Source organism: Amycolatopsis sp. CA-211722 (genome assembly GCF_056828465.1).
Genome location: NZ_CP184752.1, coordinates 5141213 through 5166642 on the forward strand (window position 1 = coordinate 5141213; position 25430 = coordinate 5166642).

The 25430-nt window shown below is 70.8% G+C and carries 22 protein-coding genes; 17 read left to right on the plus strand and 5 right to left on the minus strand.

Annotated features, from left to right (window positions below; translation table 11 throughout):
- Nucleotides 1–94: 94 nt before the first annotated feature.
- A complete protein-coding gene (gene bldD, locus ACOCEP_RS24890) occupies nucleotides 95–583 on the minus strand; it encodes a transcriptional regulator BldD (protein ID WP_003096372.1) in 489 nt (162 codons plus the stop codon).
- 260 nt (nucleotides 584–843) lie between these two features.
- Here bldD and pyrR point away from each other — a divergent pair, with 260 nt between their 5' ends.
- The 13 genes from pyrR (at nucleotide 844) to ACOCEP_RS24955 (ending at nucleotide 15763) form a co-directional block, all read left to right on the plus strand.
- Complete coding sequence (gene pyrR, locus ACOCEP_RS24895; protein ID WP_192745266.1) at nucleotides 844–1437, plus strand: bifunctional pyr operon transcriptional regulator/uracil phosphoribosyltransferase PyrR; 594 nt, start codon at nucleotides 844–846, stop codon at nucleotides 1435–1437.
- The gene (locus tag ACOCEP_RS24900) at nucleotides 1437–2369 is read left to right on the plus strand and encodes an aspartate carbamoyltransferase catalytic subunit (protein WP_482331401.1); all 933 of its coding nucleotides are present in this window, start codon (nucleotides 1437–1439) and stop codon (nucleotides 2367–2369) included. The genes pyrR and ACOCEP_RS24900 overlap by 1 nt, the downstream gene beginning before the upstream one ends.
- Before the next feature lie 166 nt (nucleotides 2370–2535).
- Nucleotides 2536–3828, plus strand: a complete 1293-nt coding sequence (locus ACOCEP_RS24905) for a dihydroorotase (RefSeq protein ID WP_482331403.1) — start codon at nucleotides 2536–2538, stop codon at nucleotides 3826–3828.
- A complete protein-coding gene (locus ACOCEP_RS24910; protein WP_482331404.1) occupies nucleotides 3825–4334 on the plus strand; it encodes a PH-like domain-containing protein in 510 nt (169 codons plus the stop codon). The genes ACOCEP_RS24905 and ACOCEP_RS24910 overlap by 4 nt, the downstream gene beginning before the upstream one ends.
- The gene (gene carA / locus ACOCEP_RS24915) at nucleotides 4334–5467 is read left to right on the plus strand and encodes a glutamine-hydrolyzing carbamoyl-phosphate synthase small subunit (protein ID WP_482331405.1); all 1134 of its coding nucleotides are present in this window, start codon (nucleotides 4334–4336) and stop codon (nucleotides 5465–5467) included. The genes ACOCEP_RS24910 and carA overlap by 1 nt, the downstream gene beginning before the upstream one ends.
- A gap of 2 nt (nucleotides 5468–5469) precedes the next feature.
- Complete coding sequence (gene carB / locus ACOCEP_RS24920) at nucleotides 5470–8784, plus strand: carbamoyl-phosphate synthase large subunit (RefSeq protein WP_482331406.1); 3315 nt, start codon at nucleotides 5470–5472, stop codon at nucleotides 8782–8784.
- Nucleotides 8781–9620: an orotidine-5'-phosphate decarboxylase gene (gene pyrF / locus ACOCEP_RS24925; RefSeq protein WP_482331408.1), complete on the plus strand. Its 840-nt coding sequence runs from the start codon at nucleotides 8781–8783 to the stop codon at nucleotides 9618–9620. The genes carB and pyrF overlap by 4 nt, the downstream gene beginning before the upstream one ends.
- A 107-nt stretch (nucleotides 9621–9727) precedes the next feature.
- Nucleotides 9728–10045 carry an integration host factor, actinobacterial type gene (gene mihF / locus ACOCEP_RS24930; RefSeq protein ID WP_003096398.1) on the plus strand — a complete coding sequence of 106 codons (318 nt, stop codon included), beginning with the start codon at nucleotides 9728–9730 and terminating at the stop codon, nucleotides 10043–10045.
- Nucleotides 10042–10698 carry a guanylate kinase gene (gmk, locus tag ACOCEP_RS24935; protein ID WP_482331409.1) on the plus strand — a complete coding sequence of 219 codons (657 nt, stop codon included), beginning with the start codon at nucleotides 10042–10044 and terminating at the stop codon, nucleotides 10696–10698. The genes mihF and gmk overlap by 4 nt, the downstream gene beginning before the upstream one ends.
- Nucleotides 10695–10964 (plus strand): DNA-directed RNA polymerase subunit omega, encoded by a 270-nt coding sequence (rpoZ, locus tag ACOCEP_RS24940; protein ID WP_005152353.1) that lies wholly within the window; start codon nucleotides 10695–10697, stop codon nucleotides 10962–10964. Before gmk ends, rpoZ begins: the two co-directional genes overlap by 4 nt.
- Entirely contained in the window at nucleotides 10957–12177 is a 1221-nt protein-coding gene (coaBC, locus tag ACOCEP_RS24945; RefSeq protein ID WP_482331411.1) for a bifunctional phosphopantothenoylcysteine decarboxylase/phosphopantothenate--cysteine ligase CoaBC, read from the plus strand. The genes rpoZ and coaBC overlap by 8 nt, the downstream gene beginning before the upstream one ends.
- Before the next feature lie 96 nt (nucleotides 12178–12273).
- Nucleotides 12274–13476, plus strand: coding sequence for a methionine adenosyltransferase (metK, locus tag ACOCEP_RS24950; protein WP_482339814.1), 1203 nt, complete (start codon nucleotides 12274–12276; stop codon nucleotides 13474–13476).
- 196 nt (nucleotides 13477–13672) lie between these two features.
- Entirely contained in the window at nucleotides 13673–15763 is a 2091-nt protein-coding gene (locus tag ACOCEP_RS24955) for a primosomal protein N' (protein WP_482331412.1), read from the plus strand.
- A gap of 72 nt (nucleotides 15764–15835) precedes the next feature.
- Here the strand turns inward: ACOCEP_RS24955 and ACOCEP_RS24960 are convergent, their stop codons facing one another.
- Nucleotides 15836–17215: a pyroglutamyl-peptidase I gene (locus ACOCEP_RS24960; protein WP_482331413.1), complete on the minus strand. Its 1380-nt coding sequence runs from the start codon at nucleotides 17213–17215 to the stop codon at nucleotides 15836–15838.
- 97 nt (nucleotides 17216–17312) lie between these two features.
- Between ACOCEP_RS24960 and ggt the strand changes: the two genes are divergently transcribed.
- The 4 genes from ggt to ACOCEP_RS24980 all read left to right on the plus strand — a co-directional run bounded on the left by ggt (nucleotide 17313) and on the right by ACOCEP_RS24980 (nucleotide 22200).
- Entirely contained in the window at nucleotides 17313–19124 is a 1812-nt protein-coding gene (gene ggt, locus ACOCEP_RS24965; RefSeq protein WP_482331415.1) for a gamma-glutamyltransferase, read from the plus strand.
- A 207-nt stretch (nucleotides 19125–19331) separates the two neighbouring features.
- Nucleotides 19332–20258 (plus strand): methionyl-tRNA formyltransferase, encoded by a 927-nt coding sequence (gene fmt / locus ACOCEP_RS24970; RefSeq protein WP_482331416.1) that lies wholly within the window; start codon nucleotides 19332–19334, stop codon nucleotides 20256–20258.
- The gene (locus ACOCEP_RS24975) at nucleotides 20255–21697 is read left to right on the plus strand and encodes an RsmB/NOP family class I SAM-dependent RNA methyltransferase (protein WP_482331417.1); all 1443 of its coding nucleotides are present in this window, start codon (nucleotides 20255–20257) and stop codon (nucleotides 21695–21697) included. Before fmt ends, ACOCEP_RS24975 begins: the two co-directional genes overlap by 4 nt.
- Entirely contained in the window at nucleotides 21694–22200 is a 507-nt protein-coding gene (locus tag ACOCEP_RS24980) for a flavoprotein (RefSeq protein ID WP_482331418.1), read from the plus strand. The genes ACOCEP_RS24975 and ACOCEP_RS24980 overlap by 4 nt, the downstream gene beginning before the upstream one ends.
- On the opposite strand, the gene ACOCEP_RS24985 is transcribed toward ACOCEP_RS24980, so the two are convergent.
- The 3 genes from ACOCEP_RS24985 to ACOCEP_RS24995 form a co-directional block, all read right to left on the minus strand.
- Complete coding sequence (locus ACOCEP_RS24985; protein ID WP_482331419.1) at nucleotides 22197–23321, minus strand: serine hydrolase domain-containing protein; 1125 nt, start codon at nucleotides 23319–23321, stop codon at nucleotides 22197–22199. The two genes, ACOCEP_RS24980 and ACOCEP_RS24985, sit on opposite strands and share 4 nt — an antisense overlap.
- 174 nt (nucleotides 23322–23495) lie before the next feature.
- Nucleotides 23496–24155, minus strand: coding sequence for a response regulator transcription factor (locus ACOCEP_RS24990; protein ID WP_482331420.1), 660 nt, complete (start codon nucleotides 24153–24155; stop codon nucleotides 23496–23498).
- Nucleotides 24152–25387 carry a sensor histidine kinase gene (locus tag ACOCEP_RS24995; RefSeq protein ID WP_482331421.1) on the minus strand — a complete coding sequence of 412 codons (1236 nt, stop codon included), beginning with the start codon at nucleotides 25385–25387 and terminating at the stop codon, nucleotides 24152–24154. Before ACOCEP_RS24995 ends, ACOCEP_RS24990 begins: the two co-directional genes overlap by 4 nt.
- Between the last annotated feature and the right edge of the window lie 43 nt (nucleotides 25388–25430).

Consider the following 25430-nt stretch of genomic DNA (forward strand, 5'->3'; position numbering starts at 1 on the left):
GGGCCGTGTCCTCTGCCGAGGGCACGGCCCGTTCTCGTGCTCGGTGGTGCGGGTTGGCGTTTCCGGTCCCCCCGGACCGAAAACGTCGCCATCTCTAGTCCTCTTTGGACGGTCGAGCCTCGGGCGGCAGCACACCCCAGTCGATCAGCTGCTCGGTGAGCTCGCCGGGCGTCATGTCGTAGATGATCGCCAGCGAACGCAGGTCCTCGGTGCGGATCGAGAGCACCTTGCCGTTGTAGTCGCCGCGCTGGCTCTGGATGGTGGCCGCGTAGCGGGCGAGCGGCCCGACCTTCTCCGCCGGGAGCTGCTGGAGCCGCTCCAGGTTGATGACGATCTTCGTGGCGGGCTCGGCGCCCGACGGCACCCGGCCCTCCGGCAGCAGCTCGACCACCGGGACGCCGTAGAAATCGGCGAGCTCGGCGAGCTTCTGCACGGTGACGGCGCGGTCCCCGCGCTCGTACGAACCGACGACGACGGCCTTCCAGCGGCCTCCGGACTTCTGCTCGACCCCGTGCAGGGACAGGCCCTGCTGCTGGCGGATCCCGCGGAGCTTGGCCCCGAGCGCCTTGGCGTAATCGCCCATCTGGTGGTTCTCCGTTTCCTCACCCCCAACCGGTCGGGGTGACCGATCCAGGGGACTCCTAGAGTCGAATACTCAGAGTAATGGTTACGCATAGTTGTCACCAGGTCAAGCGGGTGCTTTCGAGAGGCCTTCGTCACCTGGGGCGCGCCACTCGTAAGAATGAGCGTCCGCTCCTGCTAGTGTCGGTTCGATTTCCTCGCCAAGCAGGAAGTCGACGTCCTTTAAGGACCCGTCCAGAGAGGCGGGGAAGGAGGTCCGCCTTGTCGTCACGCCCGCGTGGCGCGGCGGAACCGGCGGGAGAGCGCGAGCTGCTCTCGTCCGGCGATGTCGCGCGCACGATCGCCCGAATGGCCCACCAGGTCATCGAGAAGACCGCTCTCGGTGCCGGTGGCTCGACTCCGCCCGTGTTGCTGGGCATCCCCACCCGGGGGACCCCGCTCGCCCTGCGGCTCGCGGACAAGATCGCCGAGTTCTCCGGCATCCGTCCGCCGACCGGCGCGCTGGACATCACGCTCTACCGTGATGATCTCCGCCGCCGCCCGCCCCGCGCGCTCGAACATTCGCAGCTGCCGCCGACCGGGATCGACGACGCGGTGGTGATCCTGGTCGACGACGTGCTGTTCTCCGGCCGCACCATCCGCGCCGCCCTCGACGCCCTGCGCGACCACGGCCGCCCCCGCGCGGTCCAGCTGGCCGTGCTGGTCGACCGCGGTCACCGCGAACTGCCGATCCGCGCCGACTACGTGGGCAAGAACGTGCCCACCTCGCGCGCCGAAGGGATCGAGGTTCTGCTGTCCGAAGTGGACGGACGGGACACTGTTCTGCTTCGCGCGCAACCAGAAGGAGATCGATAGTGAAGCACCTGCTCGCCACCGACGGGCTCGACCCGGCGCTCGCGACAGCCGTGCTGGACACCGCGGAAGAGCTCAAGCACACCTTGCTGGGCCGCGAGGTCCGCAAACTGCCGACGTTGCGCGGCCGCACCGTCATCACGCTGTTCTACGAGAACTCGACCCGCACCCGCGTCTCGTTCGAGATCGCCGGGAAGTGGATGAGCGCCGACGTGATCAACGTCTCCGCGTCCAGTTCCTCGGTCAACAAGGGCGAATCGCTGCGGGACACCGCGCTGACGCTGGCCGCGGCCGGCGCCGACTGCGTGATCATCCGGCATCCCGCCTCCGGTGCGGCGCAGCGGCTTTCGGGCTGGCTCGCCGAAGCGGGGACGGCGGTCGTCAACGCCGGGGACGGCACCCACGAACACCCGACGCAGGCGCTGCTCGACGCGGCGACGCTGCGGGAGCGTCTCGGCTCGTTCGAGGGCCGCCGCATCGGGATCGTCGGCGACGTCCTGCACAGCCGGGTCGCGCGGTCGAACATCCACCTGCTGTCCTCGCTGGGCGCGGAGGTGGTGCTCGTCGCGCCGCCGACGCTGCTGCCCGCGGGCGTGGAGAGCCTGCCGGTCACGGTGTCGCACGAACTCGACGCCGAACTGCCCGCGCTCGACGCGGTCATGATGCTGCGGGTCCAGGCGGAGCGCATGCACGGGGGCTTCTTCCCGAGCGCCCGCGAGTACTCGATCGCGTACGGCCTCAACGAACGGCGGATGAAGCTCCTGCCCGAGCACGCCGTCGTCCTGCACCCCGGCCCGATGCTGCGCGGGATGGAGATCGCCTCGGCGGTCGCCGACTCCCCGGCCTCGGCCATCACCGAACAGGTCCGCAACGGCGTCCACGTGCGCATGGCGGTCCTCTACCACCTGCTCGCCAGCGAAGGGGTCGACGCATGAGGTCGAGGATTTCGCGGAACGCAAATCGCCCCGAGAGCGCGCTCATGGCCGAAGGCCCCGCTATCGCGACGGCAGGGCGCCATTCAACGAAGTCGCGGTCGCGATCGGAAACAGCGCCCTGGCGGCGTGATCGCGGCAGCGCGCAGACCGGCAAAGGAGTAGCCGCGTGACCACCGTCCTGATCAAGGGCGCCCGACCCTACGGCGAGGGCGATCCGGTCGACGTGCTCGTCGAGGGCGGGGTCATCACCGACATCGGTTCGCTCGACGCGCCAGAAGAAGCCGAAGTGATCGAAGCGGGCGGCCAGGTGCTGCTCCCCGGTTTCGTCGATCTGCACACCCATCTGCGCGAACCCGGCCGCGAGGACACCGAGACCATCGCCACCGGTTCGGCCGCGGCCGCGCTCGGCGGCTACACGGCGGTGTTCGCCATGGCCAACACCGATCCGGTGGCCGACAACGCGGTGATCGTCGACCACGTGTGGCGGCGCGGCCAGGAGGCAGGGCTGGTCGACGTGCACCCGGTCGGCGCGGTCACCGTGGGTCTCAAGGGCGAGAAGCTCGCCGAGCTGGGCACCATGGCGAAGTCCGAAGCCCAGGTCAAGGTCTTCTCCGACGACGGCCTCTGCGTCGCGGACCCGCTGCTCATGCGCCGCGCGCTGGAGTACTCGACGGCGCTCGGCGTGGTCATCGCCCAGCACGCCGAGGAACCGCGGCTGACCGTCGGCGCTCAGGCGCACGAAGGCGAGCAGGCCGCGCGGCTGGGTTACACCGGCTGGCCCGCTTCGGCGGAGGAGTCGATCGTCGCCCGCGACTGCCTGCTCGCCGAGCACGCGAACGCGCGGCTGCACGTCTGCCACGTTTCGACCTCGGGTACCGCGGACATCCTCAAATGGGCCAAGGACCGCGGCACCAAGGTCTCGGCCGAGGTCACCCCGCACCACCTGCTGCTGACCGACGAGCGGCTCGCGACCTACGACCCGGTCAACAAGGTCAACCCGCCGCTGCGCACGGAGTCCGACGCCGAGAAGCTGCGCGCCGCGCTCGCCGAGGGCGTCATCGACTGCGTCGCCACGGACCACGCGCCGCACGCGGTCCAGGACAAGGACTGCGAGTGGAGCTCGGCCCGGCCGGGCATGCTCGGCCTGCAGACCGCGCTGTCGATCGTGGTCGAGACCATGGTCCGCACCGGCCTGCTGGACTGGCGGGGCGTCGCGCGGGTGATGAGCGAGCGGCCCGCCGAGATCGGCAACCTGACCGACCACGGCCGCCCGATCGAGGTCGGCGAGCCCGCCAACCTGACGCTGGTGGACCCGGACACCGAATGGACCGTGCGAGGGGCCGAGTTCGCGAGTATCGCGGCCAACACCCCGTACGAAGGAATGCGGCTCCCCGGCGTGGTGACGGCGACGTTGCTGCGCGGGCGGATCACCGCGCGGGAAGGGAAGATCGCATCATGAGTGACCGGCTTCTGCTGACCCTGGCGGTCTTCGCCTTCTTCCTGTTCTGCGTCTTCCTGATGTGGCGCGGCTGGCGACGGAAGTCCCGCGCGCAGAGCGTCCAGGTGCCGCCGTTCCCGGAGATCCCCGCGGAGCCCGGCGAGGCGTCACTCGAATCGACCGGCGTCTACATCAGCACCACGACGGCGGGGCACTGGCAGGACCGCGTCGTCACCCGCGGCGCCGGCCTGCGCACCGGCGCGGTGTGGCGCCTGCACGAGGGCGGCATCGCCATCGAACGCGGCGGCGCCCCGGACTTCTGGATCCCGCGCGCCTCGGTCACCGGCGTCCGCAAGGACAAGGGGATGGCCGGGAAGGTGATGGGCATCGACTCGCTGCTGGTCATCACCTGGCTGGCCGGCGACGTCGAGCTGGACACCGGATTCCGCGGCGACGAGGTCGACGACTATCCACAGTGGATCGAAGCTTTGCAAGACACCCGCAACGACATCAAGGGAGGTGCCTGATGAGCACCGCGAACAGCACCAGGACCCCCGCCGCGCTGGTCCTCGAAGACGGCAGGGTGTTCCGCGGTTCCGCGTACGGCGCCCGTGGCCGCAGCCTGGGTGAGGCGGTGTTCTGCACCGGGATGACCGGCTACCAGGAGACGCTGACCGACCCCTCCTACCACCGGCAGATCGTGGTCCAAACCGCGCCGCAGATCGGCAACACCGGCTGGAACGACGAGGACGACGAGTCCTCGCGCATCTGGGTCTCCGGCTACGTCGTCCGCGACCCCGCGCGCACCCCGTCCAACTGGCGCTCCAAGCGCACGCTGGACGAGGAGCTGGAGCGCCAGGGCGTCGTCGGGATCTCCGAGGTCGACACCCGCACGCTGACCCGGCACCTGCGCGAGCAGGGCGCCATGCGGTCCGGCGTCTTCTCGGGCGACGCGCTCGGCTCCGACGACGAGATGCTGGCGCAGGTGCAGGCGAGCCCGCAGATGAAGGGCGCCGACCTCGCCGGCGAGGTCAGCACGAAGCAGGCGTACGTCGTCGAGGCGCAGGGCGAGCGGAAGTTCCGCGTCGCCGCGCTGGACCTGGGCATCAAGTCCAACACCCCGCGCCTGATGGCCGCCCGCGGCATCGAGGTGCACGTGCTGCCCTCGTCGTCCACTGTGGACGATCTGCTCGCGGTCGAGGCGGACGGCGTGTTCCTCTCCAACGGTCCCGGCGACCCGGCGACCACCGCGCACGCCACCGAGCTGACGAAATCGGTGCTGCAGCGGGAGATCCCGCTGTTCGGCATCTGCTTCGGCAACCAGATCCTCGGCCGCGCGCTGGGGCTGGGCACGTACAAGATGCGCTACGGCCACCGCGGGATCAACATCCCGGTGATCGACGTGGCCACCAAACGCGTCGCGATCACCGCGCAGAACCACGGTTTCGCCCTCGAAGGCGAGCCGGGCCAGCGGTTCGAGACGCCGTTCGGCGCCGCGCAGATCTCGCACTACTGCCCGAACGACGACACCGTCGAAGGTGTCCGCGCGTTCGACGTCCCCGCGTTCTCGGTGCAGTACCACCCCGAGGCCGCCGCCGGCCCGCACGACGCGGCCCCCCTGTTCGATGAGTTCGTCGCTTTGATGGAGAAGAAGGCCTAGTAATGCCGAAGAGGACAGACATCCAGCACGTGCTGGTGATCGGCTCCGGGCCGATCGTGATCGGCCAGGCGGCGGAGTTCGACTACTCCGGCACCCAGGCCTGCCGCGTACTCCGCGAAGAGGGACTGCGCGTCTCGCTGGTGAACTCGAACCCGGCGACCATCATGACCGACCCCGAGTTCGCCGACTCCACCTACATCGAGCCGGTCACCCCGGAATTCGTCGAGAAGGTCATCGCCGAGGAGCGCCCCGACGCGATCCTCGCGACCCTCGGCGGGCAGACGGCGCTGAACTGCGCCGTCGCCCTGCACGAGCGCGGTGTGCTGGAGAAGTACGGCGTCGAGCTGATCGGTGCCGACGTCGACGCCATCCAGCGCGGTGAGGACCGGCAGAAGTTCAAGGACATCGTCCGCACGATCGGCGCCGAGGTGCCGCGGTCGCGGGTCTGCCACGACATGGACGAGGTCCGCGCGACCGTCGCCGAGGTCGGCCTCCCGGTGGTCATCCGGCCGTCGTTCACCATGGGCGGGCTCGGCTCGGGTATGGCGCACACCGACGAAGAGCTGGAGCGCCTGGCCTCCACCGGGCTCACCGAGTCGCCGGTCACCGAGGTGCTCATCGAGGAGAGCGTCCTCGGCTGGAAGGAGTTCGAACTCGAGCTCATGCGCGACCGGCACGACAACGTGGTGGTCGTCTGCTCGATCGAGAACATCGACGCGATGGGCGTGCACACGGGCGACTCGGTCACCGTCGCGCCCGCGATGACCCTGACCGACCGCGAGTACCAGCACATGCGCGACGTGGGCATCGCCGTGCTGCGCGAGGTCGGCGTCGACACCGGCGGCTGCAACATCCAGTTCGCGATCAACCCCGAGGACGGCCGCATGGTCGTCATCGAGATGAACCCGCGCGTGTCCCGCTCCAGCGCGCTGGCGTCGAAGGCGACCGGGTTCCCGATCGCCAAGATCGCCGCGAAGCTCGCCATCGGCTACACCCTCGACGAGATCCGCAACGACATCACCGGCGAGACCCCGGCGGCCTTCGAGCCGACGCTGGACTACGTCGTGGTGAAGGTGCCGCGGTTCGCCTTCGAGAAGTTCCCGGGCGCCGACCCGACGCTGACCACGACGATGAAGAGCGTCGGGGAGGCGATGTCGTTCGGCCGCAGCTTCCCGGAGGCGCTCGGCAAGGCGCTGCGGTCCATCGACACCAAGGCCACCGGCTTCTGGACCCGCCCCGACCCCGAGGGCGCGACGCTGGAATCCGTGTTGGAGGCCCTGCGCACCCCGCACGACGGGCGTCTCTACGAGGTCGAGCGCGCGCTGCGGTTCGGCGCCACCGTCCAGCAGGTGCACGAGGCGTCGGGCATCGACCCGTGGTTCATCGACCAGATCGCCCTCATCGGCGAGGTCGGCGCCGAGGTCCGCGACGCCCAGGTGCTCGACGAGCCGCTGCTGCGGCGCGCCAAGCGGATCGGTCTCTCCGACCGCCAGATCGCCTCGCTGCGGCCGGAACTGGCCGGGGAGGACGGCGTCCGCGCGCTGCGCCGCCGTCTCGGGGTGCGGCCGGTGTACAAGACCGTCGACACCTGCGCGGCCGAGTTCGCGGCCAAGACGCCGTACCACTACTCGGCCTACGAGACCGACCCCGCGGCGCAGTCGGAGATCACCGCGCAGACCGAGAAGCCGAAGGTGCTGATCCTCGGCTCCGGGCCGAACCGCATCGGGCAGGGCATCGAGTTCGACTACTCGTGCGTGCACGCCGCGATCGCCCTGCGCGAGGCCGGGTTCGAGGCAGTGATGGTCAACTGCAACCCCGAGACCGTCTCCACCGACTACGACACCTCGGACCGGCTCTACTTCGAGCCGCTGTCGTTCGAGGACGTCCTGGAGGTCGTCAACGCCGAGCAGGAGTCGGGCACCGTCGCCGGGGTCATCGTGCAGCTGGGCGGCCAGACCCCGCTTTCCCTCGCGAAGCGCCTCGCCGACGCCGGTGTCCCCGTGATCGGCACCTCCCCGGACGCGATCCACCTCGCCGAGGACCGCGGCGCGTTCGGCGAGGTCCTCACCGACGCCGGGCTGCCCGCGCCGAAGTACGGCACGGCGACCTCGTTCGAGGGCGCGAAGCGGATCGCCGACCAGATCGGCTACCCGGTCCTCGTGCGTCCGTCCTACGTGCTCGGCGGACGCGGCATGGAGATCGTCTACGACGAGGAGTCCCTCGCCGGCTACATCCACCGCGCCACCGAGGTCACCCCGGAACACCCGGTGCTGGTGGACCGGTTCCTCGACGACGCCATCGAGATCGACGTCGACGCGCTGTTCGACGGCGACGAGCTCTTCCTCGGCGGCGTCATGGAGCACATCGAGGAGGCCGGGATCCACTCCGGCGACTCCTCGTGCGCGCTGCCGCCGATCACGCTGGGCCGGACCGACATCGAGACGGTGCGCCGCTCGACCGAGGCCATCGCGCGCGGCGTCGGCGTCCGCGGGCTCCTGAACGTCCAGTACGCGCTCAAGGACGACGTCCTGTACGTCCTGGAGGCCAACCCGCGCGCGTCGCGGACGGTGCCGTTCGTGTCGAAGGCGACCGCGGTGCCGCTGGCGAAGGCCGCCGCGCTGATCATGACCGGCTCGTCGATCAAGGATCTGCGCGAGTCCGGCGTCCTCCCGGCCGAGGGTGACGGCGGCCACATGCCCGCCGATTCGCCGGTCGCGGTCAAGGAGGCGGTCCTGCCGTTCCACCGCTTCCGCACCCCGGAGGGCCACGGCGTCGACTCGCTGCTCGGCCCGGAGATGAAGTCCACCGGCGAGGTCATGGGCGTGGACGTCTCCTTCGGCAAGGCGTTCGCCAAGTCGCAGGCCGGTGCCTACGGTTCGCTGCCGACGTCGGGCAAGGTGTTCGTCTCCGTCGCCAACCGCGACAAGCGTTCGCTGGTGTTCCCGGTGAAGCGGCTGGCGGATCTCGGCTTCGAGATCCTCGCCACCTCGGGTACCGCGGAAGTGTTGCGGCGCAACGGGATCGCCTGCACCGTCGTGCGCAAGCACTACGAGGGTTCCGCCGAGGGCGAACAGAACGTCGTGGACGTCATCCTCAGCGGTGAGGTGCAGATGGTGATCAACACCCCTTACGGCAACAGCGGTCCCCGCATCGACGGCTACGAGATCCGCACCGCCGCGGTGTCGCGCGACATCCCCTGCATCACCACGGTGCAGGGCGCGGCGGCGGCCGTGCACGGGATAGAGGCCGTCATCAAGGGCGACATCGGCGTGCGGTCGCTGCAGAGCCTGCAGGCGGCGCTGAAGGCCAAGGCATGAGCGAGCGGTTCGGGGCGAGGCTGGCGCGGGCGGTCGCGGAAAAGGGACCGCTCTGCGCCGGTATCGACCCCCATCCCGGGTTGCTCGAAGCGTGGGGTCTCCCGGCGGACGCGGGCGGGCTGGAGAAGTTCGCCCTCACGGCCGCTGAGACGCTCGCGCCCGAGGTCGCGGTGATCAAGCCCCAGTCGGCCTTTTTCGAGGCCTACGGGCCTCCTGGGGTCGCCGTTCTGGCCAAGACGATCAAGGTGTGCCGGGAGGCGGGCGCGCTCGTCCTGCTGGACGTCAAACGCGGCGACATCGGTTCGACGATGGCGGCGTACACGGCGGCGTTCCTGCCCGGCGGCGCGGAACTCGAGGCGGACGCCATCACGGTGTCGCCGTATCTCGGCTTCGGTTCGCTGGCCGCCGCGATCGACGTCGCGCAGACGCAGGGCAAGGGGCTGTTCGTGCTCGCGCGCACCTCCAACCCGGAGGCGCACGGATTGCAGAACGCCTTGCTGCCCAACGGAAAGACCGTCGCGCAGGACATCGTCGACACGGCGGCCGCGTACAACGCGGGAGTCGGGCCGCTGGGTGACATCGGTGTCGTCGTCGGCGCCACCATCACGCCGGGAGAGCTCGATCTGAGCAAGCTGAACGGTCCCGTCCTGGCGCCCGGTTTCGGGGCGCAGGGGGCCACTCCGGCCGATCTGCGGGCCCTTTTCGGGCCGGGACTGCCGGGTGTGCTGCCCGCGTCGTCCCGCGACGTCCTCAGGCACGGGCCGGACCCGGAGGCGTTGCGTGCGGCCGTCCGGCGGACCCGGGATTCCCTCGGACCCCTGGAAAACGGCCAATAGCAGGCCCGGGAATCCGTCATGACCAGCCACCCCCGCATTGTGGGCCGAGGTAACGGGTGGGTACCGTCGCCACACCCACCCAGATTTGAGAACTACCGGAGGAAAACGTGGCACTTCCCCAGCTGACAGAGGAACAGCGCGCTGCGGCGCTGGAGAAGGCCGCCGCCGCCCGCCGCATCCGTGCTGAGCTGAAGGAGCGGCTGAAGCGGGGCGGTACCACTCTGGTCGACGTGTTGAAGCAGGCCGAGGAGAACGAAGTCCTCGGCAAGATGAAGGTCTCGGCTCTGCTCGAGGCTCTTCCGGGCGTCGGCAAGGTCCGTGCCCAGCAGACCATGGAACGACTGGAGATCGCACCCAGCCGTCGTCTTCGCGGCCTCGGCGACCGGCAGCGCAAGGCGCTGCTGGCCGAATTCAGCGGCGAGTGAGCGGCACCGGTCAGGACCACCCGGTGAACCCGGGCGCTGACCGCGGCGGTGAGCCGGTGGCGGGAGTTTCATCCCGGCACCGGCTCACGGTCGTATCGGGGCCTTCGGGGGTCGGGAAGTCGAGCGTGGCGGGGGAGCTGCGCAAGCTGGATCCGAAGATCTATTTCAGCGTCTCGGTGACCACCAGGAAGCCGAGGCCGGGTGAGGTGGACGGCGAGCACTACCACTTCATCGACCGGGCCGAGTTCGACCGCATGGTCGCCGACGGCGAACTGCTCGAACACGCCGAGTTCGCGGGCAACTGCTACGGCACCCCGCGAGGGCCCGTCGAGCGGGTGCTGGCCGAGGGGCGCAACGCGATCCTGGAGATCGAGCTCCAGGGCGCGCGGCAGGTCCGCAAGGCGATGCCGGAGGCCCGGCTGGTGATGCTGATGCCGCCGTCGTGGGAAGAACTGGTCGGCAGGCTGACCGGCCGCGGCACCGAGAACGAAGCCGCCGTGAAGGCCAGGCTGGCCGAGGCCGAACGCGAACTCGCCGCCGCCGGGGAGTTCGACGAGCGCGTCGTCAACGCCGACGTGCGAGAGGCCGCCGAGCAGTTGCTAAACTTGATAACCGGCGACATCTCTACCGAAGATTCGGAGCACCACGAGTGACGACTCAGGCCACGCTGCACGAAGAGCTCGAAGGCATCACCAACCCGCCCATCGACGACCTCCTCGAGAAGGTCAGCTCGAAGTACGCGCTGGTGATCTACTCGGCCAAGCGCGCTCGCCAGATCAACGACTACTACGCCCAGCTGGGCGAGGGTCTCCTGGAGTACGTCGGCCCGCTGGTCGAGCCGGGCCCGCGCGAGAAGCCGCTGTCCATCGCGCTGCGCGAGATCCACGGCGGACTGCTCGAGCACACCGAGGGTGAGTAAACCCCGCGTAGTACTGGGCGTGGGTGGCGGGATCGCCGCCTACAAGGCCTGTGAGGTCCTGCGCGGACTGACCGAATCCGGTCACGACGTCCGCGTGGTCCCCACCGAAGCCGCGCTGAACTTCGTCGGCGCGGCCACCTTCGAGGCACTGTCCGGGAACCCGGTGCACACCGGCGTGTTCACCGAAGTGCCCGAGGTTCAGCACGTCCGCGTCGGCAAGGAAGCCGACCTGGTGATCGTCGTGCCCGCCACGGCGAACCTGCTCGCCAAGGCCGCGCACGGCATCGCGGACGACCTGCTGACCAACACCCTGCTCACCGCCCGGTGCCCGGTCGCCTTCTTCCCGGCGATGCACACCGAGATGTGGGAGCACCCGGCCACCCGCGACAACGTGGCGCTGCTGCGCTCGCGTGGACTGGTCGTCGCCGAACCCGCCGCCGGCAGGCTGACCGGCAAGGACACCGGCAAGGGACGGCTCGCCGACCCGGCCGAGATCGTCGACCTCGCCCGGCTCCTGCTCGCCGTGCCGAAGGCCCTCCCGCGCGACCTCGAAGGCGTGCGCGTGGCCATCTCGGCGGGCGGCACCCGTGAGCCGCTGGACCCGGTCCGGTATCTGGGCAACCGTTCGTCGGGCAAGCAGGGCTACGCGCTGGCCCGCGTCGCCGCCCAGCGCGGCGCCGACGTCACGCTGGTCGCCGCGCACACCATCGCGCTGCCGGAGCCCGCGGGCGCGAAAGTCGTCCACGTGTCGACGGCCGAGGAGATGCGCCAGGCCATGCACGCCGAGGCCGCCTCCGCCGACGTGCTGGTGATGGCCGCGGCCGTCGCCGATTTCCGGCCGTCGAACCGGGCGGACCACAAGATCAAGAAGTCCGACGACTCGCCGGACCCCGTGGTCGAGCTCGCCCGCAACGCGGACATCCTGGCCGAACTGGTGCGAAACCGGACGAACGGCCAGGTGGTCGTCGGGTTCGCCGCCGAAACTGGGGACGACAAGGGCGGCGTCCTCGATCACGCCAGGGTCAAACTGAAGCGCAAGGGTGCGGACCTGCTGGTGGTGAACGCCGTCGGCGAGGGGAAGGCCTTCGGGACCGAGGACAACTCGGGCTGGCTGCTCGGGGCGGACGGCACCGAAATCCCGATCCCGCTCGGCGCCAAGGCCGAACTCGCGTCCACATTGTGGGACGCTGTTGTGACCTTGATGAAGCGTTGAGAGTCCCCCAAGCGATAGTCAGTAGGCTTGAGTGCAAGCTGAGGGGTGCCTAACTTACTGGGCATCAGACGTCTAGGTGAGGGAGTGACGGCCACCGTGAGCGCGTCCACGAGCAGACTGTTCACGTCGGAATCGGTGACCGAAGGTCATCCCGACAAAATTTGTGATGCCATCAGCGACTCGATCCTGGACGGTCTGCTGGCGAAGGACCCGCGCAGCCGGGTCGCGGTCGAAACCCTCATCACCACCGGCCAGGTGCACGTCGCCGGCGAGGTGACCACCGAGGCCTACGCGGACATCCCGACCATCGTCCGCGACGTGATCCTGAAGATCGGCTACGACTCTTCGGCCAAGGGCTTCGACGGCAACTCCTGTGGCGTCAACGTCGCGATCGGCTCCCAGTCGCCGGACATCGCGCAGGGTGTCGACACCGCGTACGAGTCCCGCGTCGAGTCCGACGAGGACGAGATCAACCGTCAGGGCGCGGGCGACCAGGGCCTGATGTTCGGCTACGCCTGCTCGGACACCCCCGAGCTGATGCCGCTGCCGATCGCGCTGGCGCACCGGCTCTCGCAGCGGCTGACCAGGGTCCGCAAGGACGGTGTGCTGCCGTACCTGCGCCCGGACGGCAAGACGCAGGTCACCATCGAGTACGCCGGTGACCAGCCGGTGCGGCTCGACACGGTGGTCGTGTCCACCCAGCACGCCGACGGCATCGACCTCGAGCAGATGCTCGGCGTCGACGTCCGCGAGCACGTGGTCGCCCCGGAGATCGCCGAGCTCGGGCTCGACACCTCTGACGTGCGGCTGCTCGTCAACCCGACCGGCCGCTTCGTCATCGGCGGCCCGATGGGCGACGCCGGCCTGACCGGCCGCAAGATCATCGTCGACACCTACGGCGGCATGGCCCGTCACGGTGGCGGCGCGTTCTCCGGCAAGGACCCCTCCAAGGTGGACCGCTCGGCCGCGTACGCGATGCGCTGGGTGGCGAAGAACGTCATCGCCGCCGGGCTCGCCTCGCGCGCCGAGGTCCAGGTGGCGTACGCGATCGGCAAGGCGGCTCCGGTGGGTCTCTTCGTCGAGACCTTCGGCACCGAGACGGTCGACCCGTCGAAGATCCAGGCCGCCATCCAGGAGGTCTTCGACCTGCGTCCGGCGGCGATCATCCGCGACCTCGACCTGCTTCGCCCGATCTACGCGCCGACGGCCGCGTACGGCCACTTCGGCCGTCCGGAGCTGGAGCTGCCGTGGGAGAGCACGGCGCGGGCCGCGGACCTGAAGTCGGCCGCGGGCGCCTGATCCGTTCCGTTCGTTCCGTGAAGGCCTCCTTGCCTACCTTGAGGGTAGGGAAGGAGGCCTTCACGGCGCTCCACAGCGAGATGGCTCCAGCAGCGCGTGCGATGAACGGTCCTTTCCTTGCAAATTTCGCAAGCAACGGACCGTTCATCGCACGCGGTGGCGGGCACTGGCGGCGGAGTCTGGTAGAGATCACCGGGTGAGCAGCAGTCCCGAACCGACCCCGCTGTGGGACCTTCCCGAGCCGAAGGCCGAGCCGGCGCGGAAGGCCAAGCCGGCGCGCGCGAAGGCGGCCAGCCGTCGCGGCGCGCAGAACCCCGCGCCCGAGAACCCGGTCGCGCGGATCGTCGTGGACATCCCGCTCACGCACCTCGACCGCACCTTCGACTACCGGATCCCCGAGAAGCTGCACGAAGCCGCCGTACCCGGCTGCCGGGTCCGTGTCCGGTTCGCGGGCCAGCTCGTCGACGGGTACCTCGTCGAACGCGCCGACACCACGGAGTTCACCGGGAAGCTCGCGTACATCGACCGGGTGACCTCCAGCGAGCCCGTGCTGCCCCCGGCGCTGCACGCGCTCTGCCGGTCGGTCGCGGACCGCTACGGCGGCACGCTCAGCGACGTCCTGCGGCTCGCGATCCCGTCCCGGCACGCGAAGGTCGAGGCCGAACCGCCCGCCGAACCCGCGCCGGTCCCGGAGCCGCCGGAAACCACCGCCTGGGAGAAGTACCAGAGCGGTCCGGCGTTCCTGGAGGCTGTCGCGGAACGGCGTCCCGCCAACGCCGTCTGGCAGGCGCTACCCGGCGAGGACTGGCCTCGCCGCCTCGCCGAAGCCGCCGCCGTCGCGGCCGCCGCGGGCCGGGGTGTCGTCATGGTCGTTCCCGACCATCGCGACCTGACGAGGCTCCACGACGCGTGTGTGTCCTTGCTGGGCGCCGATTCCGTGGTCGCGCTGATCGCGGGGCTCGGCCCCGCCGAGCGGTATCGACGCTGGCTCGCGGTCCTGCGCGGCGCGGTGCGCGTCGTCGTCGGCACCCGTGCGGCGATGTTCGCGCCGGTCGCCGATCCCGGCCTGTTCGTGGTGTGGGACGACGGCGACGACGTCCACCTCGACCAGCACGCGCCGTATCCCCACGTCCGCGACGTGCTGATGGATCGCGCGCACGCCGCGAAGGGCTCCATGCTCGTCGCCGGGTTCGCGCGGACCGCCGAGGCACAGTTCCTGGTCGAATCGGGCTGGGCGCAACCTCTCGTCGCGGCCCGCCCCGAACTGCGGGCGGCCGCGCCGCGGGTCACGCCGGTCGGTGAGGACTTCGACGTCGCCCGGGACGAAGCGGCGAAGGCCGCGCGCCTCCCGTCGGTCGCCTTCGAAGCGGCGCGGCAGGCGCTGGCAGGCGGATTCCCTGTGCTGGTCCAGGTTCCGCGTCGCGGTTACGTCCCGGGGCTCGCCTGCGGCAATTGCCGGACTTCGGCGCATTGCCGTCGTTGCGCCGGTCCGCTGTCGCTGCCCGGCGGGCTGATCGACGGCTCGCCGAGGCCGCCCGCCTGCCGGTGGTGCGGTGTCCCCGAGACGAACTTCCATTGTGCCGCTTGCGGTTCCGTCCGGTTGCGGGCGGTCGTCGTCGGCTCCAAGCGGACCGCGGAAGAACTGGGCCGGGCGTTCTCCGGTTTCCCCGTCCGGACCTCGGGAGCGACGGAGGTTTTGGCGTCGGTGCCCGGGAAACCGGCGCTGGTGGTGTGCACGCCGGGCGCCGAGCCGGTCGCGGAAGGCGGTTACGGGGCGGCGTTGCTGCTCGACGGCTGGGCACTGCTCGGGCGGCAGGACCTGCGCGCGGGGGAGGAGACCTTGCGCCGCTGGATGGCGGCCGCGGCCCTGGTGCGGCCGGGGACCGACGGCGGCCGGGTGTTCGTCGGCGCGGAAGCGGGCTTGTCGGTCGTCCAGGCTCTCGTGCGGTGGGACCCGGGCTGGCACGCGAGCCTGGAACTGGCCGAGCGGCGCGAACTCGGGTTCCCGCCCGCGATGCGGATGGCGAGTGTCGAAGGCACGCCGGACGCGGTGGCCGGGCTGCTCGACGACCTCGCCCTCCCGGAGACCGGCGAGGTGCTGGGCCCGGTGCCGCTCGGCGACGTCGACGAGGACGGCAACGCCGAACGCGAGCGGGCACTGGTGCGCGTGGCGCGTCGGGACGGGAAGGCGCTCGCCGCCGCCATCCACGCCGCGGCCGCGCGCCGGGACGCGCGCAAGGCCTCGGAACCCATCCGGATCCAGCTGGACCCCCTGGAGCTCATCTAACCCCGCGTTTCGTCCTCTGGATGCGGTAGTTGCGCGTGCAAGGATCGCAATTAGAGGACGAAACGCAGGGGGTCAGAGGGTCGTGCCGGGGGTCGCGAGGACGTCGGCGCGGGCCGAAGAGCCCGGAGCTGGCGAAGCGGGCTTCGTGGCGGAGCCACCCAGGGCGGCGGTGAGCAGGGTGACGATCTGAGCCGAGATCGCCGCTCGCCGCGCCTCGAAGTCGGCGTCGGTCAGCGCCGAGGGGTCGGCGGGCGTGCCGAGGACGGGCGTGTGCAGGTGCCCGCCCGCGATCCCGTTCAGGCCGAGGCCTGTCCGAAGCCGGTTGCTTCTGAACATCGATTCATTGCTCAGATAGTTGCCGCCCCCGCCCGAAGCGGCGATCTCGCCCGGCTTCGGTGCGTCCGTCCGGCAGACCGCGGTCCCGGTCCCCGGCTTCGTGCTGTCCGGCCAGACGCAGAACGCCTGGTTGTACAGCACCTGGTACGCCCCGGCGGGCGCGGCGAGCATCTTTTCGTACGGCAGCGTGGTTTCGATGAACTGGACGTCCGGCTGCGGCCAGCCGTCGGCGGGCGGGACCGGGCCGCGGACCGGCTCGTCGAGATTGTCCGGCGAACCACCGCGCCAAGCGCCGGCCCAGCGCTCGATGTCGAACCGGCCGGGACGGCCCTGGCTGATCGTCATGATCAGCTCCGGACGGCGGAAGCGATCCTGGAACGCCTGACCGTAGGCCGCCTCGACGATGCCGGCGTCGAAGTAGCTCCACACCACCGGGAACGAAACCGCCTGCACCCGCGCCGGCCCGGCCGGGGTCTGGATCACCTTGCCGTCCAGGTGCAGCGCGGCCGCGCCCGACGGGTTCGCGATGCGGACGCCCGCGCCGTTGAGGGTGAACGGGTCGAAGCCGCTCACCAGCACGCGGCGCTGCTTCTGGCCGGACGCGAAGCGGGCGTCGTCGAGCCCGCGGGCGCCGAAATCGAACGTCTTCATGAGCTCCGCGCGGGCGGATGCGGACAGCGGGAACCGCGGCGTCCACTGGCGCAGCGCCTTGCTCATCTGCAGGCGCGCCCAATAGAGCGGCCGGTCGTCGGCCTTGTCGATGCTGCCGAGATCGGGACGGCGGCCCTGCGCCCGGTCGACCGCCGTGCGCCAGAGACCGTCACCGGCGGTCTCGGCGAGCTTCCCGGCGCGCAAAGCGGTCTTCGTCGCGCACAGGCGAGCGGTGAAGTCGGAGACGAGCTTGTCGAACCCGGCGAGCCGGACGAGCTCCGGACCGACCGCCGGGCCGCCGGAAGGCATGGTCGCGGTGAGCCGCTTCTCCTCGACGGTGATCGCGGCGGAGCCGTCGAAGCAGGCACTCGCGCCTTCTGCCTGCGCGACACCGGGGACAGCGAGGACGGGAAGAGCGATGAGCAGCGGGAGGAAGGCGCCCCACCGCCTGCCGGGAGTCTTCATGGCCCGCATTCTGCTCATCCCGCCCGGGCCGCACCACCGACGAACGCAGGTCTCGGCGGGTCTTGTCCGGGGTGGACAGGCGGGGCAGACTCGCGCCATGGCCGCGCACAGAAGCACTCTGGGACGGATCACCGCAGTCACCGCGATCGCCGCACTGGTCGGCACGGCCGCGCCGGGTACCGCGGCCGCGGCACCACCGACACCCAAGTCACCGACCGCCGTCGGCTATCTGGGGGCCGTGTCGAGCATCGACGCGGACGCGACCGCGATCGGCACGAAGATCCTGCGCGAGGGCGGCAACGCCGTCGACGCGGCCGTCGCGACGGCCGCCGCGCTCGGCGTCACCGACCCGTTCTCCGCCGGCTTCGGCGGTGGCGGGTTCTTCGTCTACTACGACGCGCGCACCGGCAAGGTGCACACCCTCGACGGCCGCGAGACCGCGCCGTCGTCGGCGAACGAGAACCTCTTCGTCGAGAACGGGAAGGCGATCCCGTTCCCCGAAGCCGTCACCAGCGGGTTGGGCGTCGGCGTGCCCGGCACGCCCGCCACCTGGGACGAAGCCCTGCGCAAATGGGGGACCAGGTCGCTGGCGAAGGCTGTGAAGCCCGCCGAAGACCTCGCCCGCAAGGGCTTCACCGTCGACCAGACCTTCAACGCCCAGATCGCGAACAACGCCGCCCGCTTCTCCGCGTTCCCCTCGACCAGGTCGCTGTACCTGCCCGGCGGCGCGCCGCCCGCGGTCGGCTCGACGTTCAAGAACCCGGACCTCGCGGGCACGTACGCGCAGCTCGCGGCGAAGGGCACCGACGTGCTCTACCGCGGCCCGATCGGCGCGGACGTCGTCGACACCGTGCGGAAGCCGCCGGTGGACCCCGCGTCGACGCTGAAGGTGCGCCCCGGTGACATGACGGCGGCGGACCTCGCGAAGTACCGCGTCGTCGAGCGGAAGCCGACCAAGACCCGGTACCGGGGCCTCGACGTCTACGGCATGCCCGCGCCGTCGTCCGGCGGGCTGACCGTCGGCGAGGCACTGAACATCCTCGAGAACACGAAGCTCTCCAAGCTGGAGAAGGCCGACTACCTGCACTACTTCCTGGAGTCGACGCGGTACGCCTTCGCCGACCGCAACCGGTGGATCGGCGACCCGGCCTTCGTCGACGTCCCGGCGAAGGAACTGATCAGCCAGAAGTTCGCCGACAGCCGCGCCTGCCTGATCGATCCCGCGAAGGCCGGGACGAGCCCGGTCGCGCCGGCCGACCCGCGCAAGCCCACGCCGTGCGTGGCGGGGGCGAACCCCGCGCCGACACCCTACGAGGGCGAGAACACCACGCACCTCACGGTCGCCGACAGGTGGGGCAACGTCGTCGCCTACACGCTGACCATCGAGCAGGAGGGCGGCAGCGGCATTGTCGTGCCGGGCCGCGGGTTCCTGCTCAACAACGAACTGACCGACTTCTCCTTCACCCCGGTGACGCCGGGCGTGCCCGATCCGAACCTGCCGGGCCCGGCGAAGCGGCCGCGTTCGTCGATGGCGCCGACCATCGTGCTCGATCACGGCAAGCCGTTCCTCGCCGTCGGCTCGCCCGGTGGCGCGTCGATCATCACCACGGTGCTGCAGATCCTCACCGGCCGCATCGACCGCGGGCTGAAGCTGGTCGACGCGATCGCCGAACCGCGCGCCTCGCAGCGGAACTCCGCGGCCGCGCAGGTGGAGCAGGCGTTCCTGGACCAGACCGAGGTGCTCAAGGTGCTGAAGGCCAAGGGGCAGGGCTTCTCGGCGACGCCCGCGGAGATCGGGGCGGCGACCGGCGTCGAACGGCTGCGGGACGGCCGGTGGCTCGCCGCGGCCGAACCGACCCGGCGGGGCGGCGGCTCGGCGGCCGTCGTGCTGCCCTGGCCGCCGCGTTAAGGACGCTTCGCTCGCGAAGGCCTCTCGCAGCTCTCTCGCGTGCTAGGAACGGTCCTTTCCTTGCGAAATTTGCAAGGAAAGGACCGTTCATTGCAGCCGCCGCAGCGCACGGGGAGAGCGAGCGCGCCCCGGCGGTGAGCTCCTTCTAGACTGAGCGGCGATGTTCGCCCAGTCAGAGGTACCCGTCCCCCCGGCGGAGGTGCGTTGATGCGCCTCGTCTTCGCCGGCACCCCCGAACCCGCCGTCCCGTCGCTGCGCGCGCTCCTCGCGTCCGAGCGGCACGAGGTCGTCGCCGTCGTGACCCGTCCGGACGCGCAGGCGGGCCGCGGCCGCCGGGTCGTCCGGTCGCCCATCGGCGCGCTGGCCGACGAGCACGGGATCGAGGTGCTGACCCCGCCGAAGGCGAGCGACCCCGCGTTCCTCGCCCGGCTCGCGGAGATCGCGCCCGACGCGTGCCCGGTGGTCGCGTACGGGGCGTTGCTGCCCCAGGCCGCCTTGGACATCCCGGCGCACGGCTGGGTCAACCTGCACTTCTCGCTGCTGCCCGCGTGGCGCGGCGCCGCGCCCGTCCAGGCCGCGATCCGCGCCGGGGACGAGATCACCGGTGCCTCGACCTTCCGCATCGTCAAGGAACTCGACGCGGGCCCGGTCTTCGGCGTGGTCACCGAGCAGATCACCGCCACCGACACCGCCGGGGAACTGCTCGCCAGGCTGGCCGAGTCCGGGGCGAAGCTGCTCGAGTCCACGATGGACGGAATCGCCGACGGAACGCTGCGCGCGGTGGAGCAGACCGGTGACGGAATGACCTACGCGCCCAAGGTGACCGTCGAGGACGCACGAGTCTCGTTCGCCGACCCCGCCGCCGCCGTCGACCGGCAGATCCGCGCGGTCACGCCGGAACCGGGCGCGTGGGCGGAGTTCCGGGGCGAGCGGCTGAAGCTCGGCCCGGTGACGGTCGTCGACGAGCCGGGGCCCCCGCCCGGCGAACTGGTCGTGGAGCGCAAGCGGGTCCTGGTCGGCACGGCGTCGAAGCCGGTGCGGCTGGGCGAGGTGCAGGCGCAGGGGAAGAAGCGGATGGCGGCCACCGACTGGGCGCGCGGTACGAGGATCGGACAAGGAGAGCGCCTGCAGTGAACGAGCGTAGGGAACGCCGGCCGTCGAGGCCGGATCGCGGCCGTCCCGGCCAGCGTAAAGAGGGGCCGAGCCGCCCGCCGCAGATCGACCCGGCTCGTCAGGTCGCCTTCGACGTCCTGCGCGCGGTCCGTGAGGACGACGCGTACGCGAACCTGGTGCTGCCGCAGCTGCTGCGCAACCGCCGGATCTCGGGCCGCGACGCGGCGCTGGCCACCGAACTGACCTACGGCACCTGCCGCGCGGTCGGCATGCTGGACGCCGTCATCGCCGCCTGCCTGGATCGGCCTCTGGAGAAGGTCGACGCCATCGTGCTGGACGGGCTGCGGCTCGGCGCGTACCAGCTGCTGCGCACCCGCATTCCCCAGCACGCCGCCGTCGGGTCCACTGTGGACCTCGTCCGTGCCGAAGTCGGTTCGTGGATCGCGGGTTTCGTGAACGCCGTGCTGCGTTCGGTGTCCGAAAAGGACGAAGAGGCCTGGCTGAACGAACTCGCGCCCGACGAGGCCGCCGACCCGATCGGGGCCTACGCCCTGCGGACGGCGCATCCGCGCTGGGTCGCGCGGTCGTTCGCGGAAGCCTTGGGGGACAAGGGAGCGGAGCTGAAGGCGGCCCTGGAGGCCGACGACGACCGCCCCGACGTCCACCTGGTCGCCCGGCCCGGCGAGATCAGCGCCGAGGAGCTGGCCGCGATCACCGGTGGCGATGTCGCGCCGTACTCGCCCTACGGCGTCCGGCTGCCCGCGGGCTCCGGTGACCCCGGCGATCTCGAACCGATCAAGGAAAAGCTGGCCGCGGTCCAGGACGAGGGCAGCCAGCTGTGCGCCGTCGCCGTCACGAGGGTCCCGGTCTCCGGCTCCGGAGCCGACGTGCGGTGGCTGGACCTGTGCGCCGGCCCTGGTGGCAAAGCGGCGCTGCTCGGCGCGCTGGCGGTGGCCGCCGGCGCGACCGTCGACGCGGTCGAGAAGGCGCCGCACCGGGCGAAGCTGATCGAGAAGGCCGTCCAGGACCTGCCGGTGACCGTGCACGTCGCCGACGGCCGCGAGACCGGTCTCGAACCGGGCTACGACCGTGTCCTCGTCGACGCGCCGTGCAGTGGTCTCGGCTCGCTGCGGCGCCGCCCGGAGGCGCGCTGGCGCCGTCAGCCCAGCGACATCTCGGACCTGACGAAACTGCAGGGCCAGCTGATCACCGCGGCGCTGGACCTGGTCCGGCCCGGTGGCATCGTCACCTACGTCGTCTGCTCGCCGCATCTGGCCGAGACCGAAGGCGTCGTGGGGGAGACCGCGCGCCGCGCCGGGGCCCAGATCGTCGACGCGCGGGAGTTCTTCCCCGACGTGCCGCAGCTCGGCGACGGACCGTACGTCCAGCTGTGGCCGCACCGCCACGGCACGGACGCGATGTTCTGCGCCGTCCTGCGGAAGCCGGACTCCGCCGGGTGAGCAGGGTCCTCGGCCTGGTCGCGAGCTCGTGCGGCGGACTGGACACCCGGTTCGCCGCGCAGCTCGCGAGCCCGGCCGCGGACCGCGGCTGGGAGCTCGCGATCACGCTGACCCCCACCGCGGCCCGCTGGCTGGAGACGACCGGCGGGCTCGGTGACCTCGAGAAGTACACCGAGCTGCCGGTCCGCAGTACCTCCCGGCTGCCCGGCGAACCCCGCCCGCATCCGGATCCCGAGGTGTTCCTCTTCGCGCCCGCGTCCGCGAACTCCGTGGCGAAACTGGCGCTGGGCATCGCCGACAACCAGGCGCTGACCCTGCTCGGCGACGTCCTCGGGACGCCAGGGATCACGATCGTGCTGGGCTACCAGATCCAGGACACGCGGATCCACCACCCGGCTTGGCGGCGCCACCTCGACACGCTCGCCTCCGCCGGGGTCGTCACCGCGAGGCTCGGCCCAGAGGCCTCGTGGACCTCCGTGCTGGACCTGCTGCCGCCGGTTTAGCGCGCGCAGAACCCGGTGTCGAGCGCCTTGGTGAGGTCTTCGCCCACCTTGGCCGGCGCGGGATTCAGGTTCACCACGACGTTCACCCGCCTGCCGTGCGGGACGGCGCCCGACAGGTTCGCGTAGCCGACGATGTTCCCGCCGTGCCCCCAGAAAGTGCCGCCGCACGACAAGGGGACGGACGCGATCCCGAGGCCGTACCGCGCGCCCGGGAGCCCGACGGGCGCCGGAACGGTCCGCTGCATCTCCGCGAGCTGCGCGCGTGGAAGGAGCCTGCCGTCGACGAGCGCGCCGTAGAAGCGGTTCAAGTCCGCGCCCGTCGAGATGAGGCCGCCGGAGGCACCCGCGGCGGACGGATCGAATTCGGTGTAATCGGTGGTGCCGCCGGGGCCGGGAGCATAACCCCTGGCGTGCGGATACGGCAGTTCTTCGTCACCGCGCTCCGGCAGTGAGGTCCCGCGCAGGCCCAGCGGGTCGCTGATCCTGCTCTGGATCTCGGTGGCGACTGAACGACCGGTCAGCTTCTCGATCAGCATCCCGGCGATGATGTAGTTCGTGTTGGAGTACGACCAGCTCGTGCCGGGCGCGAACAGCGGCGGATGCGCGAGGCCGATCGCCACCAGCTCTTCGGGCTCGGCGCCGCGATGGCGCCACTCCTCGAGGTCGAGATCACGGAGGTAGTTGTAGATCCCGCTGGTGTGCTGGAGCAGCTGTCGCACGGTGATCTTGGTGCCGTCGTTGCCGTTCCCGCGGACGAGACCGGGCAGGTAGCGGTCGATCGGCGTGTCCAGCCGGACCTTTCCTTCGGCGACCAGCTGCAGCACCACGACGGCGACGAAGGTCTTGGTGATGCTGGCCGCCCGGAACTTCGAGCCGTGCGGGAACGGTGTCCCGGTTTCGAGGTTCCCGACGCCTTCGCGTTCCGACCATGTCCGCCCGGTCGGGCCCGACACGGTCGCCTGTGCGCCGGGGACGCCGTCCTGCACCAGCGTTTTCAGCGCGTTGTCGACTTCGTCCCGCGGATGGGTCACGGCCAGCGCCGGCGTGGCGGTCGTCGCGGCGAGCAGCGCGACCAGTGAACCGACGGCGATGATCTTCTTGCCTGGCAAGGATTTTCGCATGGACACCACGCTAGGGAGGCTCGGGCGCGGTGGCCATGGGGTGTGCCCCCACGCCGTACTGAGGTTTGCCCCACCATGCCGGCCGCCGTCGCGTGGCGTGTGTTGCGAAAGCCACTTTCGCAACCTTCAACGTTGCGAAAGTGGCTTTCGCAACACGGCCGCGCGCCGAGAGGCTCAGCGCAGGCTGTGCCCCGGCGCGACGACGCCCGTCTCGTAGGCGAACACCACCGCCTGGCTGCGGTTGGCCGCGCCCAGCTTCCCGAAGATGTTCCCCACATGGGTCTTGACGGTTTCGAGACTGATCACCAGCTCGGCCGCTATGTCCACATTGGACAGTCCGGTGGCGATGAGCCGCAGCACCTCGGTCTCCCGTTTCGTCAGCGACGACGGGCGGGGAGCCAGGCCGGACGGCGCCGGGCGCGCGGTGACCATTCGCCGGATGGCGTCGGGGAACAGCAGCGTCTCCCCGGCGGCGATGGTCCGGATGGCGTGCGCGAACTCCTCCTTGCGCGCCCGTTTCAGCAGGAATCCGCTCGCCCCGGCCAACAGCGCGTCGTAGACGTAGTCGTCGTTGTCGAACGTCGTGATCACGAGGACCTTCGGCGGGGCGGCGATCCCGGCCAGCACCCGCCGGGTCGCCTCGATCCCGTCCACCCCGGGCATGCGCACGTCCATCAGGACCACGTCGGGGCGCGTCCGCCGCGCCAGGTCGACCACTTCGCCGCCGTCACCGGCCTCCCCGACCACGGTCAGATCGGGTTGGTTGTCCAGCAGCGAGCGCAATCCCGCACGCAGCAACGGTTCGTCGTCGACGATCAGGACACGCAGGGTCATGAGCGTGACCGTAGCGGGATCGTGGTCACCAGCCGCCACAGCGGTTCTCCGTCGACGGCGGGACCCGCGACGAGCTCGCCGCGCAGCGCTTCGACGCGTTCGGTGAGCCCCGGCAGCCCGTTGCCGCCGCGGCCGGACGCGGCCGCGTGCTCCACGAGCGGGTTCACGATCTCGATCCGCAACGCGTCGGCGAGCACCGCGACCCGCACGGTCACCGGGCCGGGATGGGCGTGCCGTAACGCGTTCGTCAGTCCTTCTTGGACGATCCGGTACGCCTCGCGCGAAAGGGTCGCGGGCAGTTCGGCGGCCGGGCCGGTCAGCTCGTAGTCGATCACCGCGCCACCCGCGCGAGCCCGTTCGGCCAGCGTGCCCGCCTCGATCAGCCGCCGTTCGGGTTCACGGGAGGACCGGTCGTCCCGCAGCAGGCCGAGTACGTGGTCGAGGTCTTCGAGCGCCGCCCTCGAAGACTCCTCGATGGTGCCCAGCGCCCGGCGCACCAGCCGCGGTTCGGAATCGACCAGTTCGGCGGCCGCGGCGGCCTGGATGGTCGACGTGGTCAGCGTGTGGCCGATGGAGTCGTGCAGCTCACGGGCCAGCCGGTTGCGCTGTTCGAAGTGGTTCGCCCGCACCTCGGCCGCGGCCAGGCGTTCGGCGGCCGACGGCCCGAGGAGGGCCACCGCGCAGTACTGGAACAACCGGGTGAACCCGGCGAGGACGTAGGCGATGACGACCAGGGTGACCAGCGCGATCGGCAGCGTCCACAGCCCGCCGGTGCCCGGTTCGATCGTCACCCGTTCCCCGAAGAACTCGATGGGGCTGCCGCCGCCTCCCGCCCACACCACGGCGAACACGAAGCCGAGCATCAAGAAGGAGCCGAGGCCGAACAGGACCCAGCCGAGCGTGGTGTGCACGAGCAACCAGGCCGCCGAACGCCAGCGCTCCGCCCACGCGATCTTCGTGTTCGGCGGGGGCTGCGCGATCCGGGTGCCCAGCATCTGGTCGGCCAACCAGATGCCCGCCCGCCGCATCGGTCCCGGCAGCCCGGCCAGCAGGACCAGCACGGCCATCGCGAGCATCCCGTAGACGAGCTTCAGCCGCACGTCGCCGGGGATCAGCACGGCGGGGACGAGCGCGATCGGGAACGGCACCGCCGTCATCACCATGCCGAGCAGGCCGAACGGCACACTGCGGTAGCTGCCGATCCGCACCAGGGGTTTCAAGGGGTTGACCATGACCGGAACGCTATTCGGCGGCGCGTGCGCGCACCTCCCACTG

Coding starts and splice junctions, on each gene's coding strand:
- pyrF (WP_482331408.1), top strand. CDS start 8,781: ATGAGCGAGCGGTTCGGGGCGAGGCTGGCGCGGGCGGTCGCGGAAAAG.
- ACOCEP_RS24960 (WP_482331413.1), bottom strand. CDS start 17,215: ATGAAGACTCCCGGCAGGCGGTGGGGCGCCTTCCTCCCGCTGCTCATC.
- carB (WP_482331406.1), top strand. CDS start 5,470: ATGCCGAAGAGGACAGACATCCAGCACGTGCTGGTGATCGGCTCCGGG.
- fmt (WP_482331416.1), top strand. CDS start 19,332: ATGCGCCTCGTCTTCGCCGGCACCCCCGAACCCGCCGTCCCGTCGCTG.
- ggt (WP_482331415.1), top strand. CDS start 17,313: ATGGCCGCGCACAGAAGCACTCTGGGACGGATCACCGCAGTCACCGCG.
- ACOCEP_RS24995 (WP_482331421.1), bottom strand. CDS start 25,387: ATGGTCAACCCCTTGAAACCCCTGGTGCGGATCGGCAGCTACCGCAGT.
- ACOCEP_RS24910 (WP_482331404.1), top strand. CDS start 3,825: ATGAGTGACCGGCTTCTGCTGACCCTGGCGGTCTTCGCCTTCTTCCTG.
- bldD (WP_003096372.1), bottom strand. CDS start 583: ATGGGCGATTACGCCAAGGCGCTCGGGGCCAAGCTCCGCGGGATCCGC.
- ACOCEP_RS24985 (WP_482331419.1), bottom strand. CDS start 23,321: ATGCGAAAATCCTTGCCAGGCAAGAAGATCATCGCCGTCGGTTCACTG.
- ACOCEP_RS24990 (WP_482331420.1), bottom strand. CDS start 24,155: ATGACCCTGCGTGTCCTGATCGTCGACGACGAACCGTTGCTGCGTGCG.
- carA (WP_482331405.1), top strand. CDS start 4,334: ATGAGCACCGCGAACAGCACCAGGACCCCCGCCGCGCTGGTCCTCGAA.